Annotated in this window: 19 protein-coding genes, 25 tRNA genes, 2 rRNA genes, 1 riboswitch and 1 other annotated feature (1 of these 48 running past the window's edge); of the genes, 10 read left to right on the top strand and 36 right to left on the bottom strand. The window is 42.0% G+C overall.

Going from position 1 to position 26,103, the window contains the following annotated elements; genetic code table 11:
- Positions 1 to 164: 164 nt before the first annotated feature.
- The 4 genes from IGI67_RS14410 (at position 165) to IGI67_RS14395 (ending at position 4,010) form a co-directional block, all read left to right on the top strand.
- Positions 165 to 869, top strand: a complete 705-nt coding sequence (locus tag IGI67_RS14410) for an ABC transporter ATP-binding protein (protein ID WP_429958128.1) — start codon at positions 165 to 167, stop codon at positions 867 to 869.
- Positions 863 to 3,073 (top strand): FtsX-like permease family protein, encoded by a 2,211-nt coding sequence (locus tag IGI67_RS14405; protein ID WP_429958127.1) that lies wholly within the window; start codon positions 863 to 865, stop codon positions 3,071 to 3,073. The genes IGI67_RS14410 and IGI67_RS14405 overlap by 7 nt, the downstream gene beginning before the upstream one ends.
- Positions 3,074 to 3,150: 77 nt before the next feature.
- The gene (locus tag IGI67_RS14400) at positions 3,151 to 3,741 is read left to right on the top strand and encodes a TetR/AcrR family transcriptional regulator (protein ID WP_429958126.1); all 591 of its coding nucleotides are present in this window, start codon (positions 3,151 to 3,153) and stop codon (positions 3,739 to 3,741) included.
- 86 nt (positions 3,742 to 3,827) lie between these two features.
- Entirely contained in the window at positions 3,828 to 4,010 is a 183-nt protein-coding gene (locus tag IGI67_RS14395; protein ID WP_429958125.1) for a hypothetical protein, read from the top strand.
- Positions 4,011 to 4,213: 203 nt separating this feature from the next.
- Here IGI67_RS14395 and IGI67_RS14390 read toward each other — a convergent pair whose 3' ends face one another.
- Together IGI67_RS14390 and IGI67_RS14385 are read right to left on the bottom strand one after the other, a co-directional pair.
- The gene (locus IGI67_RS14390; protein WP_207109111.1) at positions 4,214 to 4,555 is read right to left on the bottom strand and encodes a YlbF family regulator; all 342 of its coding nucleotides are present in this window, start codon (positions 4,553 to 4,555) and stop codon (positions 4,214 to 4,216) included.
- A gap of 68 nt (positions 4,556 to 4,623) precedes the next feature.
- The gene (locus tag IGI67_RS14385; RefSeq protein ID WP_429958124.1) at positions 4,624 to 6,825 is read right to left on the bottom strand and encodes a PBP1A family penicillin-binding protein; all 2,202 of its coding nucleotides are present in this window, start codon (positions 6,823 to 6,825) and stop codon (positions 4,624 to 4,626) included.
- A gap of 408 nt (positions 6,826 to 7,233) precedes the next feature.
- Here IGI67_RS14385 and IGI67_RS14380 point away from each other — a divergent pair, with 408 nt between their 5' ends.
- Positions 7,234 to 8,085 carry an RluA family pseudouridine synthase gene (locus tag IGI67_RS14380; protein ID WP_429958123.1) on the top strand — a complete coding sequence of 284 codons (852 nt, stop codon included), beginning with the start codon at positions 7,234 to 7,236 and terminating at the stop codon, positions 8,083 to 8,085.
- Positions 8,086 to 8,208: 123 nt separating this feature from the next.
- Here IGI67_RS14380 and IGI67_RS14375 read toward each other — a convergent pair whose 3' ends face one another.
- Both IGI67_RS14375 and IGI67_RS14370 read right to left on the bottom strand, forming a co-directional pair.
- The gene (locus IGI67_RS14375) at positions 8,209 to 8,850 is read right to left on the bottom strand and encodes a LysM peptidoglycan-binding domain-containing protein (RefSeq protein ID WP_429958122.1); all 642 of its coding nucleotides are present in this window, start codon (positions 8,848 to 8,850) and stop codon (positions 8,209 to 8,211) included.
- 410 nt (positions 8,851 to 9,260) lie between these two features.
- Entirely contained in the window at positions 9,261 to 10,898 is a 1,638-nt protein-coding gene (locus IGI67_RS14370) for a putative polysaccharide biosynthesis protein (protein ID WP_429958121.1), read from the bottom strand.
- A gap of 126 nt (positions 10,899 to 11,024) precedes the next feature.
- On the opposite strand from IGI67_RS14370, the gene IGI67_RS14365 reads away from it, so the two are divergent.
- Positions 11,025 to 12,521: a UDP-N-acetylmuramoyl-L-alanyl-D-glutamate--L-lysine ligase gene (locus tag IGI67_RS14365; protein WP_429958120.1), complete on the top strand. Its 1,497-nt coding sequence runs from the start codon at positions 11,025 to 11,027 to the stop codon at positions 12,519 to 12,521.
- Between the two features lie 12 nt (positions 12,522 to 12,533).
- Here the strand turns inward: IGI67_RS14365 and IGI67_RS14360 are convergent, their stop codons facing one another.
- Entirely contained in the window at positions 12,534 to 13,433 is a 900-nt protein-coding gene (locus tag IGI67_RS14360; protein WP_429958119.1) for a nitronate monooxygenase, read from the bottom strand.
- A gap of 189 nt (positions 13,434 to 13,622) precedes the next feature.
- Here IGI67_RS14360 and IGI67_RS14355 point away from each other — a divergent pair, with 189 nt between their 5' ends.
- Positions 13,623 to 14,144: a hypothetical protein gene (locus IGI67_RS14355; protein WP_429958118.1), complete on the top strand. Its 522-nt coding sequence runs from the start codon at positions 13,623 to 13,625 to the stop codon at positions 14,142 to 14,144.
- Between the two features lie 217 nt (positions 14,145 to 14,361).
- On the opposite strand, the gene leuS is transcribed toward IGI67_RS14355, so the two are convergent.
- Complete coding sequence (gene leuS / locus IGI67_RS14350; RefSeq protein WP_429958117.1) at positions 14,362 to 16,875, bottom strand: leucine--tRNA ligase; 2,514 nt, start codon at positions 16,873 to 16,875, stop codon at positions 14,362 to 14,364.
- A 290-nt stretch (positions 16,876 to 17,165) separates the two neighbouring features.
- Positions 17,166 to 17,357, bottom strand: a binding site (T-box leader).
- A 137-nt stretch (positions 17,358 to 17,494) separates the two neighbouring features.
- Between leuS and IGI67_RS14345 the strand changes: the two genes are divergently transcribed.
- Genes IGI67_RS14345 through IGI67_RS14335 form a run of 3 tightly spaced genes read left to right on the top strand, consistent with a single transcriptional unit; the run spans position 17,495 to position 19,678 of the window.
- Positions 17,495 to 18,154: a phosphatase PAP2 family protein gene (locus IGI67_RS14345; RefSeq protein ID WP_429958116.1), complete on the top strand. Its 660-nt coding sequence runs from the start codon at positions 17,495 to 17,497 to the stop codon at positions 18,152 to 18,154.
- The gene (locus IGI67_RS14340) at positions 18,151 to 19,131 is read left to right on the top strand and encodes a TIGR01212 family radical SAM protein (protein ID WP_207109120.1); all 981 of its coding nucleotides are present in this window, start codon (positions 18,151 to 18,153) and stop codon (positions 19,129 to 19,131) included. Before IGI67_RS14345 ends, IGI67_RS14340 begins: the two co-directional genes overlap by 4 nt.
- Positions 19,106 to 19,678: a class I SAM-dependent methyltransferase gene (locus tag IGI67_RS14335; RefSeq protein WP_429958115.1), complete on the top strand. Its 573-nt coding sequence runs from the start codon at positions 19,106 to 19,108 to the stop codon at positions 19,676 to 19,678. The genes IGI67_RS14340 and IGI67_RS14335 overlap by 26 nt, the downstream gene beginning before the upstream one ends.
- Before the next feature lie 83 nt (positions 19,679 to 19,761).
- Here the strand turns inward: IGI67_RS14335 and IGI67_RS14330 are convergent, their stop codons facing one another.
- From IGI67_RS14330 to IGI67_RS14185, 30 genes are all read right to left on the bottom strand, one after another.
- Complete coding sequence (locus IGI67_RS14330; RefSeq protein WP_207109122.1) at positions 19,762 to 20,544, bottom strand: alpha/beta hydrolase; 783 nt, start codon at positions 20,542 to 20,544, stop codon at positions 19,762 to 19,764.
- Positions 20,545 to 20,566: 22 nt separating this feature from the next.
- Entirely contained in the window at positions 20,567 to 22,045 is a 1,479-nt protein-coding gene (locus IGI67_RS14325) for an MDR family MFS transporter (protein ID WP_207109123.1), read from the bottom strand.
- A gap of 177 nt (positions 22,046 to 22,222) precedes the next feature.
- Positions 22,223 to 23,413 carry a methionine adenosyltransferase gene (gene metK, locus IGI67_RS14320; protein ID WP_429958114.1) on the bottom strand — a complete coding sequence of 397 codons (1,191 nt, stop codon included), beginning with the start codon at positions 23,411 to 23,413 and terminating at the stop codon, positions 22,223 to 22,225.
- A riboswitch (SMK box riboswitch) is annotated at positions 23,411 to 23,494 on the bottom strand. (Overlaps the previous gene by 3 nt.)
- A 102-nt stretch (positions 23,495 to 23,596) precedes the next feature.
- A tRNA-Glu gene (locus IGI67_RS14315) sits at positions 23,597 to 23,668 on the bottom strand.
- 13 nt (positions 23,669 to 23,681) lie between these two features.
- Positions 23,682 to 23,769 (bottom strand) — tRNA-Ser (locus tag IGI67_RS14310).
- Between the two features lie 21 nt (positions 23,770 to 23,790).
- A tRNA-Ile gene (locus IGI67_RS14305) sits at positions 23,791 to 23,864 on the bottom strand.
- A gap of 16 nt (positions 23,865 to 23,880) precedes the next feature.
- A tRNA-Gly gene (locus IGI67_RS14300) sits at positions 23,881 to 23,951 on the bottom strand.
- Positions 23,952 to 23,961: 10 nt separating this feature from the next.
- Positions 23,962 to 24,034: transfer RNA gene (locus IGI67_RS14295), tRNA-Phe, on the bottom strand.
- A gap of 5 nt (positions 24,035 to 24,039) precedes the next feature.
- Positions 24,040 to 24,112 (bottom strand) — tRNA-Asp (locus tag IGI67_RS14290).
- Positions 24,113 to 24,130: 18 nt separating this feature from the next.
- Positions 24,131 to 24,204, bottom strand: a tRNA-Met gene (locus IGI67_RS14285).
- 15 nt (positions 24,205 to 24,219) lie between these two features.
- Positions 24,220 to 24,309, bottom strand: a tRNA-Ser gene (locus IGI67_RS14280).
- 12 nt (positions 24,310 to 24,321) lie between these two features.
- Positions 24,322 to 24,393: transfer RNA gene (locus IGI67_RS14275), tRNA-Glu, on the bottom strand.
- A 10-nt stretch (positions 24,394 to 24,403) separates the two neighbouring features.
- Positions 24,404 to 24,477 (bottom strand) — tRNA-Ile (locus IGI67_RS14270).
- Between the two features lie 18 nt (positions 24,478 to 24,495).
- A tRNA-Gly gene (locus IGI67_RS14265) sits at positions 24,496 to 24,566 on the bottom strand.
- Position 24,567: 1 nt separating this feature from the next.
- A tRNA-Asp gene (locus IGI67_RS14260) sits at positions 24,568 to 24,643 on the bottom strand.
- Between the two features lie 18 nt (positions 24,644 to 24,661).
- Positions 24,662 to 24,735 (bottom strand) — tRNA-Met (locus IGI67_RS14255).
- Between the two features lie 15 nt (positions 24,736 to 24,750).
- Positions 24,751 to 24,840, bottom strand: a tRNA-Ser gene (locus IGI67_RS14250).
- Positions 24,841 to 24,855: 15 nt separating this feature from the next.
- A tRNA-Ile gene (locus IGI67_RS14245) sits at positions 24,856 to 24,929 on the bottom strand.
- A gap of 14 nt (positions 24,930 to 24,943) precedes the next feature.
- A tRNA-Met gene (locus tag IGI67_RS14240) sits at positions 24,944 to 25,017 on the bottom strand.
- 12 nt (positions 25,018 to 25,029) lie between these two features.
- A tRNA-Ala gene (locus IGI67_RS14235) sits at positions 25,030 to 25,102 on the bottom strand.
- Positions 25,103 to 25,117: 15 nt separating this feature from the next.
- Positions 25,118 to 25,191: transfer RNA gene (locus IGI67_RS14230), tRNA-Pro, on the bottom strand.
- A gap of 3 nt (positions 25,192 to 25,194) precedes the next feature.
- Positions 25,195 to 25,268: transfer RNA gene (locus tag IGI67_RS14225), tRNA-Arg, on the bottom strand.
- 13 nt (positions 25,269 to 25,281) lie between these two features.
- Positions 25,282 to 25,367 (bottom strand) — tRNA-Leu (locus IGI67_RS14220).
- A gap of 22 nt (positions 25,368 to 25,389) precedes the next feature.
- Positions 25,390 to 25,461, bottom strand: a tRNA-Gly gene (locus IGI67_RS14215).
- Between the two features lie 4 nt (positions 25,462 to 25,465).
- Positions 25,466 to 25,538, bottom strand: a tRNA-Thr gene (locus IGI67_RS14210).
- Between the two features lie 19 nt (positions 25,539 to 25,557).
- A tRNA-Leu gene (locus tag IGI67_RS14205) sits at positions 25,558 to 25,639 on the bottom strand.
- A 9-nt stretch (positions 25,640 to 25,648) separates the two neighbouring features.
- Positions 25,649 to 25,721, bottom strand: a tRNA-Lys gene (locus IGI67_RS14200).
- 3 nt (positions 25,722 to 25,724) lie between these two features.
- A tRNA-Val gene (locus IGI67_RS14195) sits at positions 25,725 to 25,797 on the bottom strand.
- A gap of 8 nt (positions 25,798 to 25,805) precedes the next feature.
- Positions 25,806 to 25,921, bottom strand: a 5S ribosomal RNA gene (rrf, locus tag IGI67_RS14190).
- 77 nt (positions 25,922 to 25,998) lie between these two features.
- A 23S ribosomal RNA gene (locus IGI67_RS14185) occupies positions 25,999 to 26,103 on the bottom strand (it continues 2,808 nt past the right edge of the window).

Here is a 26,103-nt window from a genome sequence, read left to right as displayed (position 1 = left end):
TAATTTAACCTATACAATAAATTGTATTTGTAGTATTATGACTATAAATACAAATTCAGTCATAATAGTTCTTTGGATAAAAATCAAAAATGATTTTCTTTTTTTACACATATAATGACTGGATTATGAAATACGGTCAAAATAAACAATAGGGGGACGCCATAATGACTACTTTTAAAATCCGAAATTTGTCAAAAATCTATGGAACTAAAGAATCACAGGTTGTTGCACTGGATAATATCACTTTAGATATTCCGAAAAATCGTTTTATTGTGGTATTAGGAGAGAGCGGTTCGGGAAAGTCGACTCTTTTGAATCTAATTGGTTGTATGGATAAACCAAGCTCAGGAAAAATACTTTTCGAAGGAAAAGATCTGACAAAGCTATCTAAAACTCAGATGACAGAATTTCGCAAGAATAAAATCGGCTTTGTTTTCCAAAGCTATAATTTATTGCCTGATCTAAGTGCCTTGGAGAACGTGGAGTTTTCGACCGAATTAGTCAATAAAATGAAAATGGACGCTGAACAAGCATTGGTCTCAGTCGGACTAAAGGATCGGATCACTCATTTTCCAGGTGAACTTTCTGGCGGTGAGCAGCAGCGTGTATCCATCGCTAGAGCCATTGTCAAAAAGCCGGAAATCTTATTATGTGATGAACCGACAGGAGCCTTAGATTTTGAAACAGGAATTAAAATTTTGGAGGTATTAAAAGAAATTCAGTCCGATACTAAAAATACGATCATCTTTATTACCCATAATAAAGAAATAGCAAGAATCGCTGATACAGTCATCCGACTTCGAAGCGGTAAAATTCTATCCATTGAAGAAAACCTTTCCCCGTTGACACCTAAGGAGGTGGAATGGTAATGAATCTTTTAACGATTCTTTCATTTCGCAAAATGAAAAGTAGTATCACTCAAATATTCGGAATGGGGTTATTGATTGCAATTGCAGCAATGTTCTTTACTACTCTCTTCACTTTCAAAGCCATCTATGAAAAAGAGATGACCACTTTTTTTCGTCAGCAAAATTATGCGGATGTTACCCTTACTGGAAACTTCTCAAATGCCTCTAAGGCCAAACTAGAAAATGAAACGATCCTTTCCACGATTGAAGGACGTACTGTTCAGGATTTCAGAAGCGGTGAAAAAACGGTTCGTTTGATCTCCCTTTCGCCCAAACTAAATCAAGTGCTCTTAGAAAAAGGGCGGCTTCCAAAAACAACATCAGAATGTGTGCTCATCAGCCAGTACGCCCGTAAAAATCGGGTAAAGCTGAAAGATTCTCTCATTGTTGATCAGCAGAAGCTAACAGTTGTCGGAATCGTCCGCTCTCCAGAGTATGTGTATTATTCCCAAAATGAACGCTCCTTTTCAGCAAATCCAAAGAAATTTGCGGTTGCTTATGTAGTAAAGGATTTCTTTCCCTTCACTAATCAATTATTGTTAGCTAGCCCAGAGAAAATAAAGGAAGAAAAACTGAAAAATCTGCTTGACTATCAATCCTTCATCTATCAAAAAGATCAGATCAACTACCAAATGTACGAAGGGGATTTAGAACAATTTGTTTCTTTCGCCTGTATTTTTCCTACTATTTTTTGGTTACTATCTTTTGGGATCATTTTTATTATTCTACGACGGACATTGCTGAAGGAGCATAAACAAATCGGTATACTCAAAGCGCTAGGAACAAGTAATCGTTCCATCGTCACTATTTATATCAGACAATTTGTTTTGTTAGGTTTCTTTAGTTCACTAATCGGCTGTTTTTTAAGCTACCCTATTACTGAGTTGCTGTTCCAGGTTTTTAGTACAATGATCGAGCTTCCTACACTGACCTATCATTTTGAACTTCGCTACTGGATAATCACGATTTTAGTTTCGACTGTCGGTTGCAGTTTATTTTCTTTAAGTTCCATGCTTGATATTCTGAAGGAGTTTCCGGCTGTTTCAATGAGTCAGAGAATTCCAAAAACGAAAAAAAGAGAAAGCCATTCTCAACTACTCCACTCCTTCTCCTTTAATACTCGCTATGCCTTTGCCACATCTCTGAGAAATAAGGGGCGTTTTTTACTTATGGTGTTAGGGATGGCGGCTTCAACGGGGCTGCTGCTTTTCTCACTAGGCTTTAATGATTCTATTGGAAGTGTAGCAGATAATTATTTCAACACATTTGCTGATTATGACTTGGTTGTTCAACTGCCGCAGCCTGCAGCTTTAGATCAAAAATTATTACAGGATATTTCGGCAATTGATAAACAGGACCCCATGCTTCAGTTAAGCGGAAAGATAAAAAATGAGGACTATCCGCTGATTATCATGAACGCCTCTGTCTCAACGCTAAGCCTACCGAATAAAAAACTCGATCAGGGCTTAGTCATTCCTGATTATTATGCCAAGAAATGGCAGGTAACAGTTGGTGATCGGATAACCATCAATGATCACCAAGCGATTATCTCTGCTGTGCTGCCGCTGAGTATGGGTTTAGCTATTTACACCTCCTATGATTACGCTGGCTCTCTTTTCACCGAGCTGCCAAAGATATGCAACACCGTCTATTTGACTTCAAAACAGCCCGATAAAGTCAAGCACCAATTAAACAAGAGAGGTCTTTTTTATACGACGGCTGAAGAGGATCGACAGTCTTTTCATTCATTGCTAGAAAATATGAAGATACTGATCTTCTTATTAGTGACCTGTTCAGTCATTTTAGGAGGAACAGTAATCTTCTGTCTAAACTTGATGAATCTGACTATTCGAGAATTTGAATATATGTTTATGAATATTATGGGCTATTCCAAACGATTAATTCTTCAAGCAATCAATAAGGAAAATCTGCTGCAACTCTTGTTGGCAATTCCACTAGGTTTTTTCCTTGGCCTTCAATTATTGGAGGCCATTAAAGACCAATTCTCCCAAAACAGCTTTGCCATGCAGCCAGAGATTCAACCCGAATCCTTTATTATTACTGCTCTGATCGTAACTTTTATCAGTAGTTTGCGTCTGATGATATCTAATCGTTACATTGATCGATTGAATATTGTCGAAGGTCTAAAAATGCAAGAAGAATAGCCCAATCTTACATTTCAGTATATAATTGACCTCAGTACAGTGCCTAATTGAAGGTCGTAGTAAAGGGGTGTAAACAGTTGCCGCGTGAATTAACACCAGAAGAAAAAAGACACAACAAGCAGATTCTATTGGATAAGGGCCGCGCGTTGGTTTATCAATATGGTATCAAAAAGATCAGCGTAGACGATGTAGCCGCCTCTGCAGGTGTAGCTAAAGGCTCATTTTATCACTATTTCTCTTCTAAGGATGATTTCATTTATGAGATTGTTTATCAAATTCATCGAGAATTATTTGGCGGTTTAAGACACATTGCCGAACGCATCAAACCATTAACTTCTAGCGAACGGCGGCAAACCATCAAGGCTTTTTCTGATCAATTTTTTTCTTCGAAAGACATGACCTTTTTCGTGAATGAACAGCAGGAGGTCCATAATTTTCTTTTCCGTTACTCAAAGGAAAAGATGACTGAGCTTGAGGCCTTTGAGATTCAAAATTATCGAGACTTTTTTGCTATTCTAGGAATTGAAGGCAAGCAACCGGAAATTGTTCAAAACTATATTCACGTAATGGGGTTCGGGATGTTTCATCAAGAAATAATGATCGAAAGCTATTTAACCGAAACGATCCATATCATGCTTGATGGCTTGATGGATTACTTGGAAATTTGATTGTCACTTGTTAACCGAGTTTTAATTCTCGTCAAAGCAGCTCGAATCGTATAAACTATTGCTGTAAAAGGAAAGGATGCTCGCTGATGACTAAAGAGGACCTAATCAAAAAAGCCAAAGAACTATTGAATGAAGGCAATATCGACAAAGCCAAGGAATTTATCGAAGATCACAAGGAGGATTTAGGTGATTACTATGATAAAGCTAAAGGTTTACTAAAATCTGAGAAAATCGATGGTTTGATAGATCACCTCAAAAAATTCTTTTAATAGAAAGTTAGAAGCCCGACTCTCAATGATCGGTACTTCTAACTTTTTTATTTCATCTTGTACAGCTCCTTTTATTTCCTTCTACGCTTTTATCAAAAATGTCTCTTAACTCCTCACCTTGTTCTCTCATTAGACAACCGACGAAAGCTCAATACGCCAAAAAAAGCTGCGACGCAGATTCACGTCGCAGCTTCTAATTCAAATTAACCTTCGTACAATTCACGAATTGGAGTCATGATGATACGGTTCAAGTCATTGATGATCACGCTGAAAGCTTGTTCTTTCACCATTAATTCGTTGATCAATTCTTCTTGTTGAACCTTTTCAGCTAAAGCTTGGGCTTGAGCAGCATCTTCGTCGCTGAAGTCTTCCCCGCGCATTTGTTTTTCTTGTAAGCTTTGTTGGAATGCTTGGAAATCTTTGAACGCTGCATACGCTGCTTCATTTTTCTTTAATTCCGCAAAAGCTTCTTCTAAAGATTTAAATTCTGGTAGTTCGCGGATTTCGCGTTCCAATCCGTTCGCTGAATCGTAAATATTTGCCATTTTTTATTCCCTCATTTTCTATAAAAGTTACTGTTCTATTGTAACATGAATGGAAACGGGTTCACACCCTAATTTCCTGGTTGATACTGCCGCCACAATTCCTGGCCTTTTTCCTTCAGCTTATTGGCACCTTCTTTGGCTTTTTCGAAGAAGTTTGCTGCACCTTCGCTGGCCTTTCCGCCAATATCTTTCAGGTCCTCCCGCCATTTACTTGAATCCCCATTTTGAGCACCTTGGTTCACCTCGTCAGCCGCTACCACTTTTCCGCCTGTCGCATAAGCATCTGCCACATCAAATGAGTATTGGCCGGCATATGGCAAGATCGATTCAGCTTCCGCTCTGAAGACCTGACCGACCTCTGATCCACTGGTTCCGCTCAAATAATGAGTCTCACTGACTTTTTCAAAACCTAACCATGTAGAGATCACGACATTCGGTGTATACCCTACGATCCACTGGTCGTTGACCTTATTCGCATCAAAGTTGGTTTCAGTCGTTCCTGTTTTACCAGCAACAGTAAAACCAGCAGGAGCTGCTTGAGTAGCTGTTCCGTTTGAAAAGGTTCCTAAGAGCATGCTAGTCATTTCGTTGGCAACTTCCTTTGAAATCACCTGCTCATATTTTGGCGAGCTGTTATCTTCAATTACAGCACCCGTTGAATCAATGACTTTTGTAATCAAGTGTGGCTGGTAAACTTTTCCTTCATTCGCAAAGGCGCCATAAGCCGCGGCCATTTGCATTGGAGAAGTTCCTTTTTCTAATCCGCCTAGTGCTAAGCCGTAATATTTATCTGACTTGCTCAATGGGATACCGAACTCTTCAGACTTGTTATAGCCCTTATTCAAGCCGATCTCATGCAGCAACCAGACTGCCGGCAGGTTCAAGCTTTGGGCAACCGCTTGATACATCGGTACTTCGCCTTGATACGTGCCATCATAGTTTTTCGCTTTGTAATAAGATTGCGGCTCATCCTTTAATACACTGTCCGGCTTATAACCGGCTTCTAGTGCGGATGAATAAACACTCAGCGGCTTCATCGTCGAGCCAGGTGAACGCTGCATTTGTGTCGCAAAATTATAGCTGCGGAAGATATGCTCTCCTCGTCGACCAACTAGAGCCTGAACACCGCCTGTTTTAGGATCCATCGCAACTGAAGCGGACTGCGGCATCGCACCATCCGCTGCATTTGCAGGGAAGTTTGCATTGTTATCATAAACAGCTTCCATTTGCTTTTGATAATCCTGATCCAATGAAGTATAGATTTTATACCCCTTGTTCAATAAGTCCTTCTCAGACATTCCATAACGCTCTACTGCTTCATCGATCACAGCATCAAAATAGGAAGGATAACGATAACCTGCATCCGCCGAAGAATACGTATCGTTCAGTTCCGCACCAAGATCAACAGCTTTTTCCTGGTCCTCTTGCTCTTTGGACAGCTTGCCATTTTCTACCATCACTGAAAGTACAGTATTTCTTCGGTTTACAGCATTTTCTAAATTGTCGATTGGATTATAAATACTTGGGCCCTTCAGCATTCCAACGATCGTCGCAGCCTCTCCAACCGTCAATTGATTCGCATCTACACCGAAATACTTTCTGGCCGCATCCTGAACACCCCAAACACCGTTACCAAAGTAGGAGTTGTTTAAGTACATCGTTAAAATTTGGTCTTTATCATATTTCTTTTCAATTTCAATCGCCATGAAGATTTCTTTGGCTTTTCGCTCGAATGTTTGGTCCAAGCTTAAGTAAGCATTCTTTGCTAACTGCTGAGTCAAGGTACTTCCCCCGCCGGTAATATGGCCGGAAGTCACCAGACCTAGAGCGGCCCGCGCGATCCCTTTGATATCAAATCCATGATGACTGTAAAAGTTTCGATCCTCTGTGGAAACCACCGCATCCTTTAAATAAGGGGATATCTGATCACTTTCAACATAGGTTCCTTTTTGACCATAAAGAGACCCTGCCTGTTCATTCTTCTTATCATAAATAACGGTCGATTGCTTCAAGCTGGATTGCAATGTCTCTACATTGACCGATTTTGCCAAGAAAAAGAGATAGACACTCATTACTAAAACAACCACGAGGGTTAATAAAAGCAAGATTTTATTAATATGGTATTTTTTCCAAATACGTTTGCGCCAATGATGAAAACGAATCAAGTATGGCTTGATCCATTGCCAAAAAGTTTTTGTCCCACTGCGGAACTTCTGCCAAAAAACTTTCGCACCATTTTTAAACTTGCGCCAAAATTCCTGAAAATCCATTTTTTGATCTCCATTCTATTCAAAATTCAGACACAGTGTATCACAAATTGCCTATTTAAGGCTTGGGACCTGAGACTGATACACACTTGAGAGTATTCTAGCATGCACTCGCAAGGAAAAGCTGATTTTTTTCTTAAATATCCGTTAAAAGTGATACAATAGGCCGGACGATCCCTTATTTTACTTAATAAAATAAAAGAACCAGCACTATCCTCTTACCTTCAAACTCGCTAATTCCTTTCGTATTTTTATTACCTTAGCGAAAAAAGCAAATGTGTTTGAGAATTCACTAGACCCTTTATTTGAAAATTTATACTTTTATTACAGATTACCGCATCCGTGCAGTATCTAAGTTAGCTGATTATTCATTTGAAGCGGCCCCCTATTAATTGGAAAAGGAGTAATTTAATGAAATTTACCATGACTATGCCTGATCACTCGATTGAAATGTCGGTCAAAGAGCTGTTAGAACAAGAATGGCTGGTACCACGAAAAGTTCGCCACTTCATTCGAACACGCAAAGGCATCTTGATCAACGGAGAAACCTGCCATTTTCAATCATTGGTTCATCCTGGCGATATTATCACCCTCACTGTTGAAGCGAGCGATTATCCCGAGCGAAGCATACATTTGGGGGATAAGAACCAAATCAAGGTTCTTTATGAAGACGAGCACTTAATCATTGTTAATAAACCTTACGGTATGAAGACCCATCCAAACCAACCCGATGAACAGGATACTTTGCTGAACCATTTAGCCGCCTATTTAGCGCCGGACTTTCAGCCACACGTCGTCCACCGGCTGGATAAAGAAACGAGCGGCGCGATTTTATTTGCTAAAAACCCATTCGTGCTACCGATTTTAGGTCGCCTGCTGGAACAAAAAAGTATCTATCGCCGCTATCAAGCCATCGTTCATGGCTCACTCAAGAAAGAGCTGACCATCAACAAAAAGATTGGACGAGACCGCCATGATCGGCGGAAGCGGCGGATTGATCCTAAAGGCGGAAAAACAGCAATCACTCATGTAGCCGTGGCAAAACAATTAACCAATCAAACAGCTATTTTCTGCCAGCTAGATACAGGAAGAACCCATCAAATCCGCGTCCATTTAGCTAGTATCGGGCATCCATTGGTCGGTGATCCTTTATATAGCAAGCAGCCTAGCGGGCGTTTAATGCTGCATTCCTATGAACTGCATCTGATTCATCCATTTACCAGTCAAAAAATAGCTGTTAAAGCCATACCGGGATTGTGGTAGTCTTTTGCAGGAACGATGGGCAAAGCTTACGCAAAAAAGTCCGTTCGTGAAGCCCGACATCATTTTTTACAAATTAAAAAAAAGCCCAAGTCATTGCGACTTGGGCTTTGAGTGATCTTAATCTTAGTACCAACCGTTTGCTTGCCAGAAAGCTTGCGCGCCTTCCCATGAGCCGTAACGAGAAGTTACATATTGATCAGCAACACGTTCTTGGTTTGCTTCAGAATAGTCACCGTTTAAGTATGAAGCAGATAATTGATAACGTCCGATGTACTGACCGTTAGTAGCTGCGTAAGAGCCGCCTGATTCACGTTGAGCGATCCATTCTTTTGCTGATGAAGTTGTCGCTGCAGATGCTGCTGGAGCTGCTTCTGTTTGTTGTACGGGTGTTGCTTCTTGCACTGGCGTTGCTTCTTGTACTGGAGCCGCTGGTGTAGCTTCTTGTGCTGCCGCAGTTTCTTGAACTGGTTCAGCCGCTTGTGCTGGAGCCGCTTCTTCTTGTTTAGCTGCTGGAGCTGCTTTACCTTCGCTGTCAATCGTTAATTCTTGACCTGCAAAAATCATGTTCACGTTAGAAATTTTGTTTGCTTTTGCAATTGCATCTACTAAGCTGTCATTACCAGCAAACTTGTGAGAGATTTTTGATAAAGTATCTCCTGCTTCTACAGTATAAGTTTCTGAAGCGTGCGCATCTGTAGCTCCCATCGCTAAACCTGCACCTGCTGCTAATACTGTACTAAAAAGAAATGTTTTCCCTAATTTCATTATGTAACTTCCTCCGATTTTTCTTATGTCTTTTTTCTTCTGTCTTCTTGACTACGAGTGCTACTTTACCATCCTTTTGTGTTTCATGGGTAATATTAATGTAACAGTTCATTACAATAACATAAAACTATGTAACAAAACGCCTCGCAGTGTGTCATTTTGAAATATATCACTTTTATCTTTATCTGACAAAACCCAGTGTTGAAGCCTGTTCCGTCGAATGTAACTGTTTTATTCTTGTATTACAAAAATTATCTTTAGAAACATTGCAATCTTTTTGTAAAGAAAAACAAGAAAATAAACTTGTTCTTTTTGAATTATTTTGCAAATATTTCTTATTGAATTTGAATTGAACTATTGATTTATAATAAAAAAAATACTCCTGCTTGTTAAAAAAGCAGAAGTATTTCTTATTTGATTCTTAGACGACGACGCCATTTTTTTGCCTGAGAGCCCACTAATTTATCAATCAAACGAATTTTCAAACCCAAATAGAAATAAACCAGACCACCAGCACCTGCAGTCAATAGACAAACAATCAATGCTGGAAAACGGGATGCCGGATCAAATACGAGATAGCTTAGCTGCCGAACTACAATAGCGACGATCAGCATCAAAATCGTTAAGATCAAAATCAGCACACAGCGGCGAAAGGCCAGCTGATAGTTCGCATGAACCACTCTTCGCAGTTTCCACAAACACAAACCACAGGTTAAACTCAATCCAATAAACGTAGCGACCAGAGGACCATATACCTCCAGCAATTGGATCAATGGTCTTTGGATCACTATTTTTAACAGCAGGCCAGCGAACCAATACCTCACAGCAATCCGACTGTGGGAGATTCCTTGCAGCGTCGTGGACAGCATCATGAACAAGGCCGATACCAAACCAGTCCAGCAGGCGACAACCAAGACACGACTTCCAAGAAGATCGGCTGAATAAAAGACTGTATTCAAAGGATAGGCCAATAGCATCATGCCAAAAACTGCCGGCAGCATAATATAAGCAAACAGTTGAATATTTGTATTCACCAACTTCGCTAGCTCAGGTCTGCGTCTTTGAGTAAAAAGCTCCGTCAGCATCGGCAAGCTCGTTAATGCTAAAGAAGTGCCTAATGCGACTACGACCATTGTCAGTTTATCTGGGTTTGCACTGAAAAGTGCATATAGCGCAACTAATTGCTCATGACTATAGTTCGTATTAGCAGCCATTGTATGAATAAAGGTCACTTGATCAATCAACTTATAAAAGGTGATCCCGCTGCCTAGTAAAATGAACGGGATGGCCTGCCGTATGGTTTCGATCAATAATTTCTTCGTATCGATCGTCACTTTGTCTAAGCTATGCTCTACCTGCAGGTCATCGCGTTTGCGCTCTTTGAACCAATAAAAAAGCAGAACAGCATAGGAACCAATCATCCCCACCGAAGCAGCGAACGTTGACTGGATCACCGCACTCAAGTAATCGCCCTTCATGACCTTCATAATGATGAAGACACTTAAAAGCATATACAAAACACGAAGCGCTTGTTCCACCAATTGTGAAATCGCTGAAGGCCGCATATCTTGCTGCCCTTGAAAATATCCTCTTAAGACACTCATACATGGAAAAGCAACGACTGCAATACTCAAGGCCTGGATCACTGGAATCAATGCACGGCCGCCACCAGATAAGCTAGCCAGTAAAGGTGCCGTAAAAAACATCACACCGCCAAAAATAATCCCTAAAATCGCTGTTACCTGCAGAGCTTTGATAAACAATCGACGACTCGTTCGATATTCTCCCATCGAATTATAGCGGGCCACCTGCTTGGCGATTGCTCCTGGCAATCCCGCCGTAGAGATCATCATGAACAAGGCATAAAAGGTATAACCCATATTAAATAGTCCATTAGCAGCACGGGCATTTTCACCCATCCAGGCATACCAAGGAATAATGTAGATGGCACCCAGCAGCCGCGAAAAAATACTTCCGATTGACATCCAGGCCGAACCTTGAATCATCTTTTCCTGGTAGCTCAGATCACTTGGTCGTGTCTCTTTCATGGTCTCCTCCTAAAAAAATCGTTACCCTTATAGTAAAGCTAAATCACACTTCTGACAATCACTCTTTACTTTTTCTCCTACTGAGCTATGCTATAATAGCCTAGACTATATATTGGAGGTCTCTACATGCTGACACTTACCCAAATCCAACAAATTCTTGAAAAAGAAAATCTCTTACGGGAGTTCATCACACCAACGCGTTGGACGTTGAGTGCGCCCTTTGACAAAAGCTATCAAAAAATTTCTTACGACTCACGTGAAGTCGATAGCGACACACTTTTTTTCTGTAAAGGAAATAATTTTCAACAACGCTTTTTAGAACAAGCTTTAGCAGATGGTCTAACGAGCTACATCGCCGAACAGCCCTATGAGGTGCCGGCAGAATTAGCGATCATTGTAACAGACATTCGCCAAGCGCTGGCTGTTCTGAGCATGGCCTTTTACGATTATCCGCAGGAAAAATTAAAACTGATCGGAATTACTGGTACTAAAGGCAAAACTACTGTCGCTTATTTCACGAAACAAATTTTAGATATCGCGACAAATAAAAAGACCGCACTTTTATCTACCTTAAATACAACACTGGATGGCGTAACCTTTTTCAAATCAAAACTTACGACGCCAGAATCACTGGACTTGTATCGAATGATGGCGGAAGCTGCAGCCAATGGCATGACACATCTGGTCATGGAAGTATCTTCGCAAGCTTATAAAGTAGCGCGAGTCTATGGCTTGACCTTTGACGTAGGGCTTTTCCTAAATATTTCCCCTGATCATATAGGGCCAATCGAACACCCGACTTTTGAAGATTACTTCTATTGTAAACGTCAATTAGTCGCAAATTCCCGCCAAGTCATTCTGCAGCACGAAATCGATCACTTCGAGCTATTACAAGAATTAGCGGAAATAAAAAACATTCCCGTCATCACGTACGGAAATGAAGCAGCGGATTATTATGTAAAACCTTTGGAACATCCATTGGCTTTTTCCTTGTCAAGTTCAACGGATCAATACCATTTAAATGGGAGCTACCAACTCTTACTAGCTGGTGACTTTAATAAAGAAAACGCAGCTGCCGCCTTGATTGCAGGCGCCTTAGTGGGTGCTGATCAAAATGCTGGCCGTCAGGGATTGGCAGAAGCATTGGTTCCTGGCCGAATGAACCTGCTGCTAAAACCAAACGGAGCTCATATCTATGTAGACTATGCTCACAATTATCTGAGTATGAAATCATTGCTGGCCTTCGCGAAAGAGCAGCATCCAGATGGACAACTGCTCGTTATAACTGGATCAACTGGAAATAAGGCAGAATCCCGCCGCGAAGGTTTAGGTCAGGCAATCGGTGAATATGCCGATAGCGCTGTTTTGACCAGCGACGATCCCAATTTTGAAGATCCTAAAAAAATCGCAAATGAAATCGAACAAAGTATCCAAAACGCGCATGTCCATGTTCAGTTTGAAGCAGACCGTAAAAAAGCCATCAAAGAAGCTATCCAAAATGCTGGTCCGAATGATGCCATCATTTTAGCCGGTAAAGGAACAGACAAATACATGACTGTTAATGGGAAAGATCTTCCTTATGAAGGCGACTACCATCTAGCAGAAGAATTTATTAAAGACTAACGGGATTATCCGTTAGTCTATTTTTATACTCTTACTGATAAGCTCTGCCTCAGTAAAGATCTCTTCAATTAATGTTTTCGCTGGCTTTACCTGTGTAAGCAGCCCTGCAATCTGTCCTGTCATAATCATTCCCTGTTGGATGTCACCCGCATCTGCTGCTCGCTCTAATGCAGCTAGAGAAAAAGCGTCGTTAGTATGTTCTTCAGTCAACTGGTTCTTCAACCCGCGCAGCGCTCCGCCTTTGGCTTTCCGAATTACTGTTGTCGCGGTGTCGTCAGCCTGCAAAATCGCCTGCTGATAATTAACGTGAATTGGGCATTCCGTTGCTGTCAAAAAAACCGTTCCCAGCTGTACTCCTCGTGCCCCTAGTGCAAACGCCGCAGCCATCCCACGTCCATCACCGATTCCGCCTGCTGCAATAACCGGTATAGTGACTGCCTGAGTGACCTGAGGAATCAATGCCATTGTAGTCGTCTCTCCAATATGACCACCAGCTTCCATTCCTTCTGCAATTACACCATCTGCCCCTAGCTCCTCCATTTTCTTAGCCAACTTCACCGAAGGAACGACCGGAAAAACTTTGATCCCAGCCTGCTTTAAGCTTTCCATATAAGGTCTTGGTGTTCCGGCACCAGTCGTTACGATCTTGACTCCCTCTGTAATCAATACTTCGACCTGCTCCGAAATAGTTTCCATCTGGAGCATCAGATTGACCGCAAAAGGTTTTTCCGTGCGTTTCTGCGTCTCACGAATTTGTTCCCGCAATTCTTCTCCACTCAGTCCGCCTGCCGCAATAATTCCTAGTCCACCTGCTTCTGATACAGCACTAACTAATGGATAACGGGCAATATGGGCCATCGCTCCTTGAAAAATCGGATACTGGATACCAAGTAAATCGGTGATTCTTTTCATAGCAGTTCCTCATTTCTTTTTCTTTCTAACATAGTTGACGATCGTGCGCCTTACGATAGCTTAGCTAGGGGATAGTCATTTTCTAATTTTAACTATATACTAAATTCAGAATGATCACACGAACAAGTTTACAAGTAAGTTAACTAAAAATAGATTAGGACATTGGCTATGAAAATAGAGGACGATTTTTTGAAACTTCAAATAACTACCCAAGAAATGCTCAGAACATTAATGGTTGGATTAACTGGTATGATCAGCATTGCCGGCATCATCGGTTACATTTTCTACGTACTTTTCCAGCTATTCAAAGCCAATAATTCCGCGAGTATTCTCTTGATTATAAAAACCTCTATCCTTTGGAATCCTATACCCGTTTTATTATTTTTAGGAATAATATTCTGGATTTCCAGTCTATTTTTCTTTCAAGGGATCAGCGATCTAACATTTTTATTGAAACATCAAGGAATCTTTTTCTATATGGATCAGCAAGGAATTCAATATTATAATTTTGAAACAAAAGAAGTAAAAAGAAAGACTTGGTCTGAATTTGAAGATGTAGGTTCTTATAGACAAGAATCAGAAAAACTAGTGTATAAATACCAAATTAAGTTCACTAATGGCGAGGTCTATAACTTTGACCTGCGAGGAAGTTTACCAACCAAAGAATTTAAAGAAAAAATCGAAGCATTTTATCTTAGATACAGTGAATAAATGCTAACGCACAATTGCCATGATTAATTTTTTTTGCGTAGGAATCTCTTAGGCACCTTTTACAAAACTAAACAACAGAAAAACTGCACGCCCATCTGTTATCAACGAGGATAATAGATGCACGTGCAGTTTTTGACTATTCAACTGATTTTTGAGACTTCATCGCTAAGCAGCCGAACGTGGTCAGATATATTTCTTTTAGAATCGGCCTCACAAATTAATTGGCTACAATATTGACTAATTTATTCGGTACAACAATTACTTTGCGAACCGTTTTGCCCTCAATATTTCTTTGAATATGTTCATCAGCCATCGCTAGTTTTTCCAACTCGTCTTTTGCAAGATCCACAGCGACCATTACTTTTGAACGAACTTTTCCGTTAACCTGCAAGATTACTTCAATTTCATTTTCAATCAAAGCTTCTTCGTCATACGTTGGCCAAGCTACATGAGAGATTCCTTCGTCGTGCCCTAGAATCGCCCAAAGTTCTTCAGCGATATGAGGGGCAATCGGAGCCAGCAATTGTACAAAGCCTTCCACATATTCATACGTTAATGCTTCTGCTTTATAGGCATCATTTACGAAGACCATTAATTGAGAAATGGCAGTATTTAAATGCAGATGTTCCATATCTTCCGTTACTTTTTTTATAGTTTGGTTATAGACCTTCGTCAGTGAACCATCATTGAATGTCGTGATATGATCACGCATCTTGCCTTCTTCATCAACGATCAGGCGCCATACACGCTCTAGGAATTTACGTGAACCTTCCAGTCCATTTTCGCTCCAAGCGATCGAAGCGTCCAACGGCCCCATGAACATTTCGTACATTCTTAATGTATCCGCACCATACTTTTCTACGACATCATCAGGATTCACGACGTTCTTCAATGATTTACTCATTTTCGCTGGTGCTTCTTCCAATTCTTCACCTGTTTCAATGCTGAACCATTTGCCATCGCGTTTTTCTACCATATTAGTCGGCACTAAAGCGCCTCGGCTATCGCGGAAGCTTTGTCCTAAGATCATCCCTTGATTGTATAACTTTTGGAACGGTTCATTAGTTGGCACCACGCCAATGTCATACAAGAATTTATGCCAGAAACGAACATACAATAAATGCAGCACGGCATGCTCTGCTCCGCCAATATAAAGATCTACCGGCATCCAGCGTTTCAATTTATCGTAATCCGCTAACGCTTCTTTGTTATGTGGATCAATGAAACGCAAGTAATACCACGAGCTTCCAGCCCATTGCGGCATCGTATTGGTTTCACGACGCCCTTTTTTACCAGTGTCTGGATCAACTACATTAACCCAGTCTTCAATGTTTGCTAATGGTGATTCTCCAGTACCGCTTGGTTTAATATCCGTAGTTTTCGGCAGCTCTAACGGCAATTCGTCTTCCGGAACCAAGCCGGTCGTCCCATCTTCCCAGTGAATGACAGGAATTGGTTCACCCCAGTAGCGTTGACGAGAAAACAACCAGTCACGCAATCGATAGCTGATTTCTTTCTTGCCACATTCATGTTCTTCTAGCCAAGCCACCATCTTATCGATTGCGTCTTGTTTATTCAGTCCATCCAGGAACTCGGAATTAATATGTGAACCATCACCAGTAAAGGCTTCTTTGTCCACATCACCGCCTTCAAGTACAGGGATAATCGGTAAACCAAATGTTTTCGCAAACTCATAATCTCGTTCATCATGTGCAGGAACGGCCATGATAGCACCTGTTCCATATGAAGCCAACACATAATCCCCGATCCAGATCGGCATTTTTTTGCCATTCACAGGATTGATCGCGTAAGCACCCGTGAAGACCCCAGTTTTTTCCTTCGCTAAATCGGTACGATTCAGTTCAGATTTTTTCGAGGCTTCTTCAATATAGTCATTGACAGCTGCTTCTTGTTCAGAAGTAGTAATTTTTTGTACCAATTCCAATTCTGGTGCCAAGACTGCATAAGTCGCGCCAAATAAGGTATCAGGACGTGTAGTGAAAACAGTAAATGTTTCATCACTGCCCTCGATCTTGAAGCTGACATTCGCACCGATCGAACGACCGATCCAGTTGCGCTGCATTTCTTTGATGCTTTCAGGCCAATCAACCGTTTCTAAATCATCCAGCAAACGATCTGCATAAGCGGTAATTTTCAGCATCCATTGACGCATCGGCTTGCGGATTACATCGTAGCCGCCCCGTTCACTTTTGCCATCGATCACTTCTTCATTAGAAATAACTGTACCTAATTCAGGTACCCAGTTAACAGGAACTTCCGCTTCATAAGCCAAGCCCTTTTCATACATTTGTTCAAAAATCCACTGAGTCCATTTATAGTACTCAGGATCCGTTGTATTCAATTCACGATTCCAATCATAGCTGAATCCCAGAGAATTGATTTGACGCTTGAAGGTCTCGATATTTTTCTTAGTAAATTCCGCAGGGTCATTCCCTGTATCCAGCGCATACTGCTCCGCAGGTAACCCAAAAGCATCCCAGCCCATTGGATGTAGAACATTGTAACCTTGCGCCCGCTTCATCCGTGAAATCACATCAGTCGCAGTGTATCCTTCTGGGTGTCCAACATGCAACCCTTGTCCAGACGGATAAGGAAACATATCCAATGCATAAAATTTTGGTTTTTCAGGATCATCTTGGGTATTAAACACATTGTGCTTCGCCCAATATTTCTGCCATTTTTTTTCAATCGCTTTGTGCTCGTAACTCATATTGCTCCTCCTAATATATGAACTTATTTTGTTTACGTTAATAATATAGCCGAAGATTCTAAATTGAAACTAAATGCTGACTCGTGATAATAGAAAAATTTCTAATAAATGAAAATTCCAACTACTTCTTGTGCGGTTACTTTGAATAAATCGAAAAAAGGAAGTTGCAGCTAGCTCGGTGTAGGGAAATCAATTTTTTGACTCTCGCTACGCATACGATTCCACTAATCACGCAAAGCGTGAAAGTAGAACTCGCAAAAAAAGTCCTATGAAAGCTCGAAAAAGAGCTCTCATAGGACGTTATCAACGTGGTACCACCTATTTTTATCTGCCAAATGACAGACCTCAAAAGAAATAACGGTCTTTAACCGGATCCTACGATCATGCTCCAAGGTAAGTTCGAATCTTTCGCATACACGCTCACAGCACCGCGCGCTCTCTGAAATGCGTTCGTTCCTACTACTCCTCTTCTGGGCAGTAATATTCAAAGTAGTTCCATCTTAGCAGATTCCAAAATATTATTCAATTGAATTCCCCTTAAGAAATCTCAGAAAAAATTGTCCTATTAAGGAAACATGATATAATATTTCTGTTTAGAAAGGATGAATCAGACAAAGCAATGAAAAATAAACCCATCTACCAATTAATCGGCAGTTTCACCCTGCTGTTTTTTGCGGCCTTGTGCTACATTATCCGTTTTTATCCGGAAACTTTATCCGGCTTCGATCGCGGCATCATCCATGCGATCCATCAACTTCATCCGCAGATGAACAGCTATTTTTTGTGGGTGACAAAATTTGCCAATCCAATCACAATTATCATTTTATCAATCGTGTTTGTCGGTTTGTTTTATTTCAATAAGCAAAAAGTCACAGCTTTATGGCTGGCAATCAGTATGGCACTAATCAGCGGGATCGGCAATCATTCGCTGAAGCTTTTTTTTCATCGGACACGCCCAACGATCTTACCTCATATGGTGAGCGAACACAGTCTTAGCTTTCCAAGCGGCCATGCAACAGCCAGTACCCTATTATATGGTACCTTGATTTTTGTTATGGCTCTGTTCTTTAAGGAAAAAACACCGCGTTTAATCGCTCAGATTGTGGTCGGTTTATTGATTTTTAGTATCGTCGTCAGTCGAATTTATCTAGGGGTTCACTATCCGAGCGATGTTCTTGGTGGCGTACTCTTTAGCAGCAGTTGGCTGCTGTTTACCTACCCTTATTATAAACAAAAAAAATTAGCTTATGATCTCAAAGCAATTAGGAGACAAAAATGACCTTTCAATATAGTGATGATTCAACCAAACGGTATCATTCATGGAATTACGCATTACGCCAGCAGTTTGGCGGAAAAATCTTTAAAGTACCTGTAGATGGCGGCTTTGATTGCCCAAATCGCGATGGTACGGTCGCACATGGCGGTTGTACTTTCTGCAGTGTTTCTGGGTCTGGGGATATGATTGTCGCTCCTAGTGATCCGCTTCCTCAGCAATTTCACAAAGAAATCGATATGATGCACAAAAAATGGCCTAGCGTAGATCAATATATCGTTTATTTCCAAAATTTCACCAATACACATGCACCAGTCGAAGTGATTCGAGAACGATTTGAACAAGTTGTCAACCTTCCGGGTGTCGTTGGCTTATCTGTCGGCACTCGTCCAGATTGTTTGCCGCCAGAAGTCGTAGATTATTTAGCGGAACTCAATCAACGGCTCTATTTATGGGTCGAGCTAGGTTTGCAAACAACTTATGAATCTACGAGTGACAGAATCAACCGCGCCCATGACTACCCAACCTATGTTGACGCTGTTGCCCGTTTACGCAAGCACAATATCAATGTCTGCACCCATTTGATTAATGGACTTCCGGGTGAATCATTAGATATGATGCGGGAAAATGTCCGCCGAACGATTTTAGACTCTGATGTTCAAGGCATCAAACTACATCTGCTGCACCTAATGCGCAATACAAAAATGCTGCGAGATTATGCGGATGGACATTTACAGCTAATGAGCAAGGAGGATTACGTCACAGTCATTTGTGATCAGTTGGAAATGATTCCGCCAGAGATCATCATCCATCGTTTGACTGGTGATGCACCGTGGGATTCATTGATTGGGCCGATGTGGAGTCTGAAAAAATGGGAAGTCTTGAATGCGATTGATCAAGAACTGATCCGCCGCGACTCTTACCAAGGGAAATATTCCTTAAGAAAGGATTTAAAGCATGTTACTAACAGCGTTGCGTTTTAGTCATCAGTTGCTAAAAGAAACAGTTTCTGAAGGAGATCACGTGATTGACGCCACGATGGGAAATGGCAACGATACGCTTTTTTTAGCTGGATTAGTCGGTCCAACGGGGCACGTCTATGCTTTTGATATCCAAGAGCAAGCTGTTCAAAACACTCGAGAAAAACTAGCGGAATATGCCGAGCGTTCAACGCTTTTTCTTGCAGGGCATGAAACAATTGAAGAAAACATCCCTGCTGATCAATCCATCCAAGCAGCGATCTTCAATCTTGGGTACCTGCCGAAAAGCGACAAGCAGATTATCACGCTGCCAGAAACTACCAAACGAGCGATGTCAGCAATTTTGAAGCGCTTGACCGTTGGCGGACGAATGATCGTTGTCATTTATTACGGTCATAAAGGCGGCGAAGCCGAAAAAAATGAAGTGCTGCATTTTTGCCAAAACTTGCCACAAGAAAATTTCAGTGTCTTGAATTATCAATTCATCAATCAAAAAAATAATCCGCCAATTCTGCTTTGTGTAGAAAAAAGACGATCGTATCATTTTTAGTGCAGACAAGATAAAAGAAGATGACTTCAGATTTTCCATTCGGAAATTGAAGCCATCTTTTTTACTTATATCATAGTCGCTGTTTACACTTCATTAAACCATTCCAATACTCGTTTGATCCAAGTATCCCAAAACACCCAATCATGTCTGCCTGGTCCTTCTTCAAAGGTCACATCGAGGTTTTTCTGTTTCATTTTGTGAGCCATATACTGACTAGCAGGATACAACTCATCTTCGGTTCCGCATGCTAAGAAAAACCGAGGTGTCTTTTTTTGTGCTGCTACTAATTTATCCAATAAATACAGCGGATCATTTACGGAGCCTTGAATCTGATCCAACGGTCCAAAAATGCCTTGCCAATACGCCTCATTGCGTACCTGCAATAAGCTTTCTACATCTGCTAACACAACCGCACCGGATAATGACGCTACTGCCGCAAAATTTTCAGGTTTTGCCAACCCCAATTTTAACGCACCATAACCACCCATCGATAAACCTGCTGCAAAAGTTTTTTCTCGTTTGCAAGTAATTTGAGGAAACAGCTCATGAACGATCGTTGGGAGTTCCTCCGAAACAAATGTCCAGTATTTCATATCGTAGGTCGTATCAGTATAAAATCCCAGGTCCGTCGAAGGCATGACTACCGCCATCTGATATTCGGCCACGTAACGTTCGATCGAGGTACGACGCTCCCATACACTATGATTCCCACCCATGCCGTGCAATAAATACAAGACAGGGACATCTTCGGTTATGCCAGCAGTCTCAGTTCCAATTTTTTTGTGTGTAGTTTGAGGCAGGATCACATTCATTGCTACTTCCATTTGTAAAATGTTCGAATAGACATTCACCTGTAAAAAAGCCATTCAGCTAGAACCTCCAGTTCTTTTATTCTTCGTTTAGTTTAACACTTCTCGATTGTTTGCCAACCATAAAGCTGAAAACTAGTGCAAAAATAATCAGCAACAGTCCTGCGAAATACACCCAATGCAAGCTGGAAAAAAGAACTTCTCGTAACTCTGCTCGCAGGCTCGCTTCAATTTGCAGCGCTGTATGGGGATTAATCAATCGATTCATAATATCTAGGTCAGTAATTCCTGCGTTTACTAATTGCTGTCCGTTTGCGATGTTCAAGATGATACCAAACAGTGAGACCATCACTGTCTGTCCTATCGTACGGGACAACGTATTAAATGATGTCGCTACGCCGATTTCTTCTTTGGGCACGCTGGCCTGTGCTTCTACCGTCGTAGTCGTGACGGCTAGACCATAACCAATCCCCAGAACACCCATGATGATGAAGAATACCCAAAAAGGACTCTGCATCGGTAATGCCAACAACGTTCCTCCACCAGCTAAAATAATGGTTAAACCAGCCATAATTATCCATTTTGCTGCATACTTGCGCAATAATTGTCCCGATAAAAAAGAACCATACATCCAGACAATCGACATCGGTGCTAAAACCAAGCCGCCAAGCCCCGCCGGCTTTCCTAACACCCCTTGCATCCACATAGGAATATAAACATCCAATCCCATTAAAAAGCCGCTTATCAAAGCAGCCACAATATTTACACTTGCAAAGGTGCGATTACTGAATAAATTCAAATTGATTACTGGATCCTCTGCACGTTTTTCCGTACGGATAAAAAGACCTAACGAAAGAACGCTCATCACAAATAAACCAATAACGGTTACAGTAATTCCATTGTCGCCTAAAAGCTGGAAACCCAGCAAAAGACTCACCAATGTCAACATAAGGAACATGCTGCCGAAAATATCCATTTTCTTAGCTTGATGTACTTTTTTCTCTTCCACAAAGAAGTATTGCAACAACACAATCAAGCCAAGACCAATCGGTACGTTGATGAAGAATATCCAATGCCAGCCAATCGTATCCACGATCAAGCCGCCAGCAAGAGGACCAAAAACACTAGCCACGCCCCAAGCAGCACTTGTTAAACCTAAAACTTTTGCCCGCTTCTCAATATCATATAAATCCGCAATAATCGTCAATGATACCGGCATAATCGCACCAGCACCAACTCCTTGAATCCCTCGAGCAATGATCAGCGTCAGCATTTCATTAGACATTCCACACAATGCTGAACCAAATACGAATAGTAAAATACCGACGATAAAAATTGGTTTTCTTCCAATTTTATCCGCCAGCTTCCCATAAATCGGTGTAATCATCGCATTTGTTAATAAATAAATTGAAAAGACCCAATTCATTATTTCAATCCCATGCAAACTACCCACGATCGTTGGCATAGCTGTCGTCACAATGGTTCCTTCAATCGCTGACATAAACGTTGCGATAAAAATCCCTGCAGTTACAACCTTTACATTCGTTTTTCTTTTCATTTTTCCCTCCATAACCATTTATCCTCTCATTCACACCCTATTAAGATACTGATGGTGCGACACTCTTCTTAATTGATTTTTTTGCTTAGTTAAAAAGACAAAAAGAGACGGTCCCATCGATCAATGACCAATAGAAACCGCCTCGTGAACTCCATAAATAATTTATGTCTGTACGATCTATGCCAAATTCAAACTTTTTTTCAACGCAGCAACTTTATCTACGTGCTCCCATGGTAGATCCACATCTGTGCGACCAAAATGACCATAGGCAGCTGTATCACTATAAATTGGACGTAATAAATCGAGCATCTCAATAATCCCAGCTGGTCGCAAATCAAAGTTTTCCCGAATTGCGCCAATCAAAGCTTCTTCAGAGACCTTAGCTGTCCCAAAAGTATTCACTGAAATAGAAACTGGCTGTGCTACACCGATCGCATAAGCAAGTTGGACTTCAACTTTTTCTGCTAGGTCGGCAGCTACGATGTTTTTAGCAATATAACGTGCAGCATAAGAAGCTGAACGGTCTACCTTGGTTGCATCCTTACCAGAAAAAGCACCGCCGCCGTGACGTGAATAACCACCGTAAGTATCAACAATGATTTTACGTCCAGTTAGACCAGCATCTCCTTGAGGTCCACCGATTACAAAACGACCAGTTGGATTGATAAAGTATTTTGTCTTCTCATCTAATAATTCAGCAGGAATTTCATGCTTGATCACTTTTTCCATTACATCTTTTTGAATCGTCTCGTTGTCAGCATCATCGTTATGTTGAGTACTGATAACGACTGTATCCACACGCAATGGCTTGCCATTTTCATCATACTCTACCGTTACTTGTGATTTTGCATCTGGCCCAAAGTAGGCAACTTCACCAGACTTACGCAAATCAGCCAAACGCTTCACCAAATGATGACTCAACGAAATGGGTAAAGGCATCAATTCAGGTGTCTCATTTACTGCAAAACCAAACATAAGACCTTGATCCCCAGCACCGATATCATCCAACAATTCTTCTTTGCCACGAGTTTCTAAAGCATCATCCACCCCTTGTGCAATATCAGGTGATTGTTCATCGATCGCAACTAAAACAGCTACATTGTCTCCATCAAAACCAAATTTAGATTCTGTATACCCAATGCGTTTAATTGTTTCACGCACAACCTTTTGGATATCTACATACGCCGAAGTAGAAATTTCTCCAAAAACTAAAACAAGCCCAGTCGTTACAGATGTCTCACATGCAACTCTGGCTTTTGGATCTTTTTCCAAAATCGCATCCAAAATTGCATCACTGATTTGATCAGCAACCTTATCCGGATGTCCTTCTGAAACTGATTCAGATGTAAATAAACGACGTTCTTCCATTATATATATTCCCCCTAATTTTTATTCGGTTACAAGGAATCTCTGAGCTTTTCCAGAGCCTATCGGGAACTTGCAACGACTCGATTATAACAGAAAAACAGCTCCTGTCACCAATAAATCTTAAAACTTATAAAAATCTATTTTCAGAGCATAAAAAAAGAGACGTTAGAAAACGTCTCAAAATGACCCGTACGGGACTCGAACCCGTGTTACCGCCGTGAAAGGGCGGTGTCTTAACCGCTTGACCAACGGGCCATAACAATAAAAACGGAGAAGGAGGGATTTGAACCCTCGCGCCGGTTTCCCGACCTACACCCTTAGCAGGGGCGCCTCTTCAGCCACTTGAGTACTTCCCCAAAAACCAAAAAGATTTTTAATGGGCCTAAATGGACTCGAACCATCGACCTCACGCTTATCAGGCGTGCGCTCTAACCAGCTGAGCTATAGGCCCTTCTTAAAAAACTAAAAGCGGGTGACGAGAATCGAACTCGCGACAACAGCTTGGAAGGCTGTGGTTTTACCACTAAACTACACCCGCAACTCTTATATGGCGCGGGACAGAATCGAACTGCCGACACATGGAGCTTCAATCCATTGCTCTACCAACTGAGCTACCGAGCCAGAAACGGTCCCGACGGGATTTGAACCCGCGATCTCCTGCGTGACAGGCAGGCATGTTAACCCCTACACCACGGAACCGTAATTTTTAGTTTTTAATTGCGGGAGCAGGATTTGAACCTACGACCTTCGGGTTATGAGCCCGACGAGCTACCAGACTGCTCCATCCCGCGATAATATTATTAAAAAGGAGGATAAGGGATTCGAACCCTTGCACGGTTTTACCCGCCTGACGGTTTTCAAGACCGTTCCCTTCAGCCGGACTTGGGTAATCCTCCAAATAAAAATAATGACCCGTACGGGACTCGAACCCGTGTTACCGCCGTGAAAGGGCGGTGTCTTAACCGCTTGACCAACGGGCCATGATTTTAATGGGCCTAAATGGACTCGAACCATCGACCTCACGCTTATCAGGCGTGCGCTCTAACCAGCTGAGCTATAGGCCCTTCTTAAAAAAAACTAAAAGCGGGTGACGAGAATCGAACTCGCGACAACAGCTTGGAAGGCTGTGGTTTTACCACTAAACTACACCCGCGTGGCGGTCCCGACGGGATTTGAACCCGCGATCTCCTGCGTGACAGGCAGGCATGTTAACCCCTACACCACGGAACCGTAATTTTTAGTTTTTAATTGCGGGAGCAGGATTTGAACCTACGACCTTCGGGTTATGAGCCCGACGAGCTACCAGACTGCTCCATCCCGCGATAATATTATTAAAAAGGAGGATAAGGGATTCGAACCCTTGCACGGTTTTACCCGCCTGACGGTTTTCAAGACCGTTCCCTTCAGCCGGACTTGGGTAATCCTCCGTAAAAGAGTCTCTATGGACCTTGTAGGACTCGAACCTACGACCGGACGGTTATGAGCCGTCTGCTCTAACCAACTGAGCTAAAGGTCCTGGCTCGAATGAAATCGCGGCGGAGGGGATCGAACCCCCGACCTCCCGGGTATGAACCGGACGCTCTAGCCAGCTGAGCTACACCGCGTTATTAATAAAATGGAGCCTAGCGGGATCGAACCGCTGACCTCCTGCGTGCAAAGCAGGCGCTCTCCCAGCTGAGCTAAGGCCCCATAATTTTGTTTCTATCGGGAAGACAGGATTCGAACCTGCGACCCCTTGGTCCCAAACCAAGTGCTCTACCAAGCTGAGCTACTTCCCGAAATGCACCCGAGAGGACTCGAACCTCTAACCCCTTGATTCGTAGTCAAGTACTCTATCCAATTGAGCTACGGGTGCGTTATTTAGTTAATGCCGAGGACCGGAATCGAACCGGTACGGTGATCACTCACCGCAGGATTTTAAGTCCTGTGCGTCTGCCAGTTCCGCCACCCCGGCGTTCTTCCCTGGTCTTCAGGAAAGCGGAAAACGGGGTTCGAACCCGCGACCCCCACCTTGGCAAGGTGGTGCTCTACCACTGAGCTATTTCCGCATGATGCCGGCTAAAGGACTTGAACCCTCGACCCTCTGATTACAAATCAGATGCTCTACCAACTGAGCTAAGCCGGCAACTACAAAAAAATAAAAATGCGGGTGAAGGGACTTGAACCCCCACGCCGTAAGGCGCTAGATCCTAAATCTAGTGCGTCTGCCAATTCCGCCACACCCGCATATGTTTATGAGCCGTACTGGGCTCGAACCAGTGACCCTCTGATTAAAAGTCAGATGCTCTACCAACTGAGCTAACGGCTCAAATGGGGGTTAACGGGTTCGAACCGCTGACCCTCTGCTTGTAAGGCAGATGCTCTCCCAGCTGAGCTAAACCCCCATAAGTTCGCGTGGCGACGTCCTAATCTCACAAGGGGCAACCCCTCACTACAATCGGCGCTAAGAAGCTTAACTTCTGTGTTCGACATGGGAACAGGTGTATCCTTCTCGCTATCGCCACCACACTATTTTCTTTTTTGAGTAAACGTCGTTCACTCAAAACTGGATCAGAAACGTCTTTTAAACAACCTCAAATCAATTTTTGGTTAAGTCCTCGATCGATTAGTATCAGTCCGCTCCGTACATCACTGCACTTCCACTCCTGACCTATCTACCTGATCTTCTCTCAGGGATCTTACTTTCTTAA

The organism is Enterococcus sp. AZ196, assembly GCF_050498845.1.
In the GTDB taxonomy this organism is placed as follows: domain Bacteria; phylum Bacillota; class Bacilli; order Lactobacillales; family Enterococcaceae; genus Enterococcus_A; species Enterococcus_A murrayae.
The sequence above is the reverse complement of the archived record's forward strand: the minus strand, read 5'-3'. Positions and strand labels throughout refer to the sequence as shown.

What these genes read in the sequence shown, in the direction of transcription:
- metK (WP_429958114.1), bottom strand. Translation starts at nt 23,413, where the DNA reads ATGGAAGAACGTCGTTTATTTACATCTGAATCAGTTTCAGAAGGACAT.
- IGI67_RS14330 (WP_207109122.1), bottom strand. Translation starts at nt 20,544, where the DNA reads ATGGCTTTTTTACAGGTGAATGTCTATTCGAACATTTTACAAATGGAA.
- IGI67_RS14410 (WP_429958128.1), top strand. Translation starts at nt 165, where the DNA reads ATGACTACTTTTAAAATCCGAAATTTGTCAAAAATCTATGGAACTAAA.
- IGI67_RS14385 (WP_429958124.1), bottom strand. Translation starts at nt 6,825, where the DNA reads ATGGATTTTCAGGAATTTTGGCGCAAGTTTAAAAATGGTGCGAAAGTT.
- IGI67_RS14380 (WP_429958123.1), top strand. Translation starts at nt 7,234, where the DNA reads ATGAAATTTACCATGACTATGCCTGATCACTCGATTGAAATGTCGGTC.
- IGI67_RS14370 (WP_429958121.1), bottom strand. Translation starts at nt 10,898, where the DNA reads ATGAAAGAGACACGACCAAGTGATCTGAGCTACCAGGAAAAGATGATT.
- IGI67_RS14325 (WP_207109123.1), bottom strand. Translation starts at nt 22,045, where the DNA reads ATGAAAAGAAAAACGAATGTAAAGGTTGTAACTGCAGGGATTTTTATC.
- IGI67_RS14390 (WP_207109111.1), bottom strand. Translation starts at nt 4,555, where the DNA reads ATGGCAAATATTTACGATTCAGCGAACGGATTGGAACGCGAAATCCGC.
- IGI67_RS14360 (WP_429958119.1), bottom strand. Translation starts at nt 13,433, where the DNA reads ATGAAAAGAATCACCGATTTACTTGGTATCCAGTATCCGATTTTTCAA.
- IGI67_RS14365 (WP_429958120.1), top strand. Translation starts at nt 11,025, where the DNA reads ATGCTGACACTTACCCAAATCCAACAAATTCTTGAAAAAGAAAATCTC.
- IGI67_RS14375 (WP_429958122.1), bottom strand. Translation starts at nt 8,850, where the DNA reads ATGAAATTAGGGAAAACATTTCTTTTTAGTACAGTATTAGCAGCAGGT.
- IGI67_RS14395 (WP_429958125.1), top strand. Translation starts at nt 3,828, where the DNA reads ATGACTAAAGAGGACCTAATCAAAAAAGCCAAAGAACTATTGAATGAA.
- IGI67_RS14335 (WP_429958115.1), top strand. Translation starts at nt 19,106, where the DNA reads ATGTTACTAACAGCGTTGCGTTTTAGTCATCAGTTGCTAAAAGAAACA.
- leuS (WP_429958117.1), bottom strand. Translation starts at nt 16,875, where the DNA reads ATGAGTTACGAGCACAAAGCGATTGAAAAAAAATGGCAGAAATATTGG.
- IGI67_RS14345 (WP_429958116.1), top strand. Translation starts at nt 17,495, where the DNA reads ATGAAAAATAAACCCATCTACCAATTAATCGGCAGTTTCACCCTGCTG.
- IGI67_RS14405 (WP_429958127.1), top strand. Translation starts at nt 863, where the DNA reads ATGGTAATGAATCTTTTAACGATTCTTTCATTTCGCAAAATGAAAAGT.
- IGI67_RS14340 (WP_207109120.1), top strand. Translation starts at nt 18,151, where the DNA reads ATGACCTTTCAATATAGTGATGATTCAACCAAACGGTATCATTCATGG.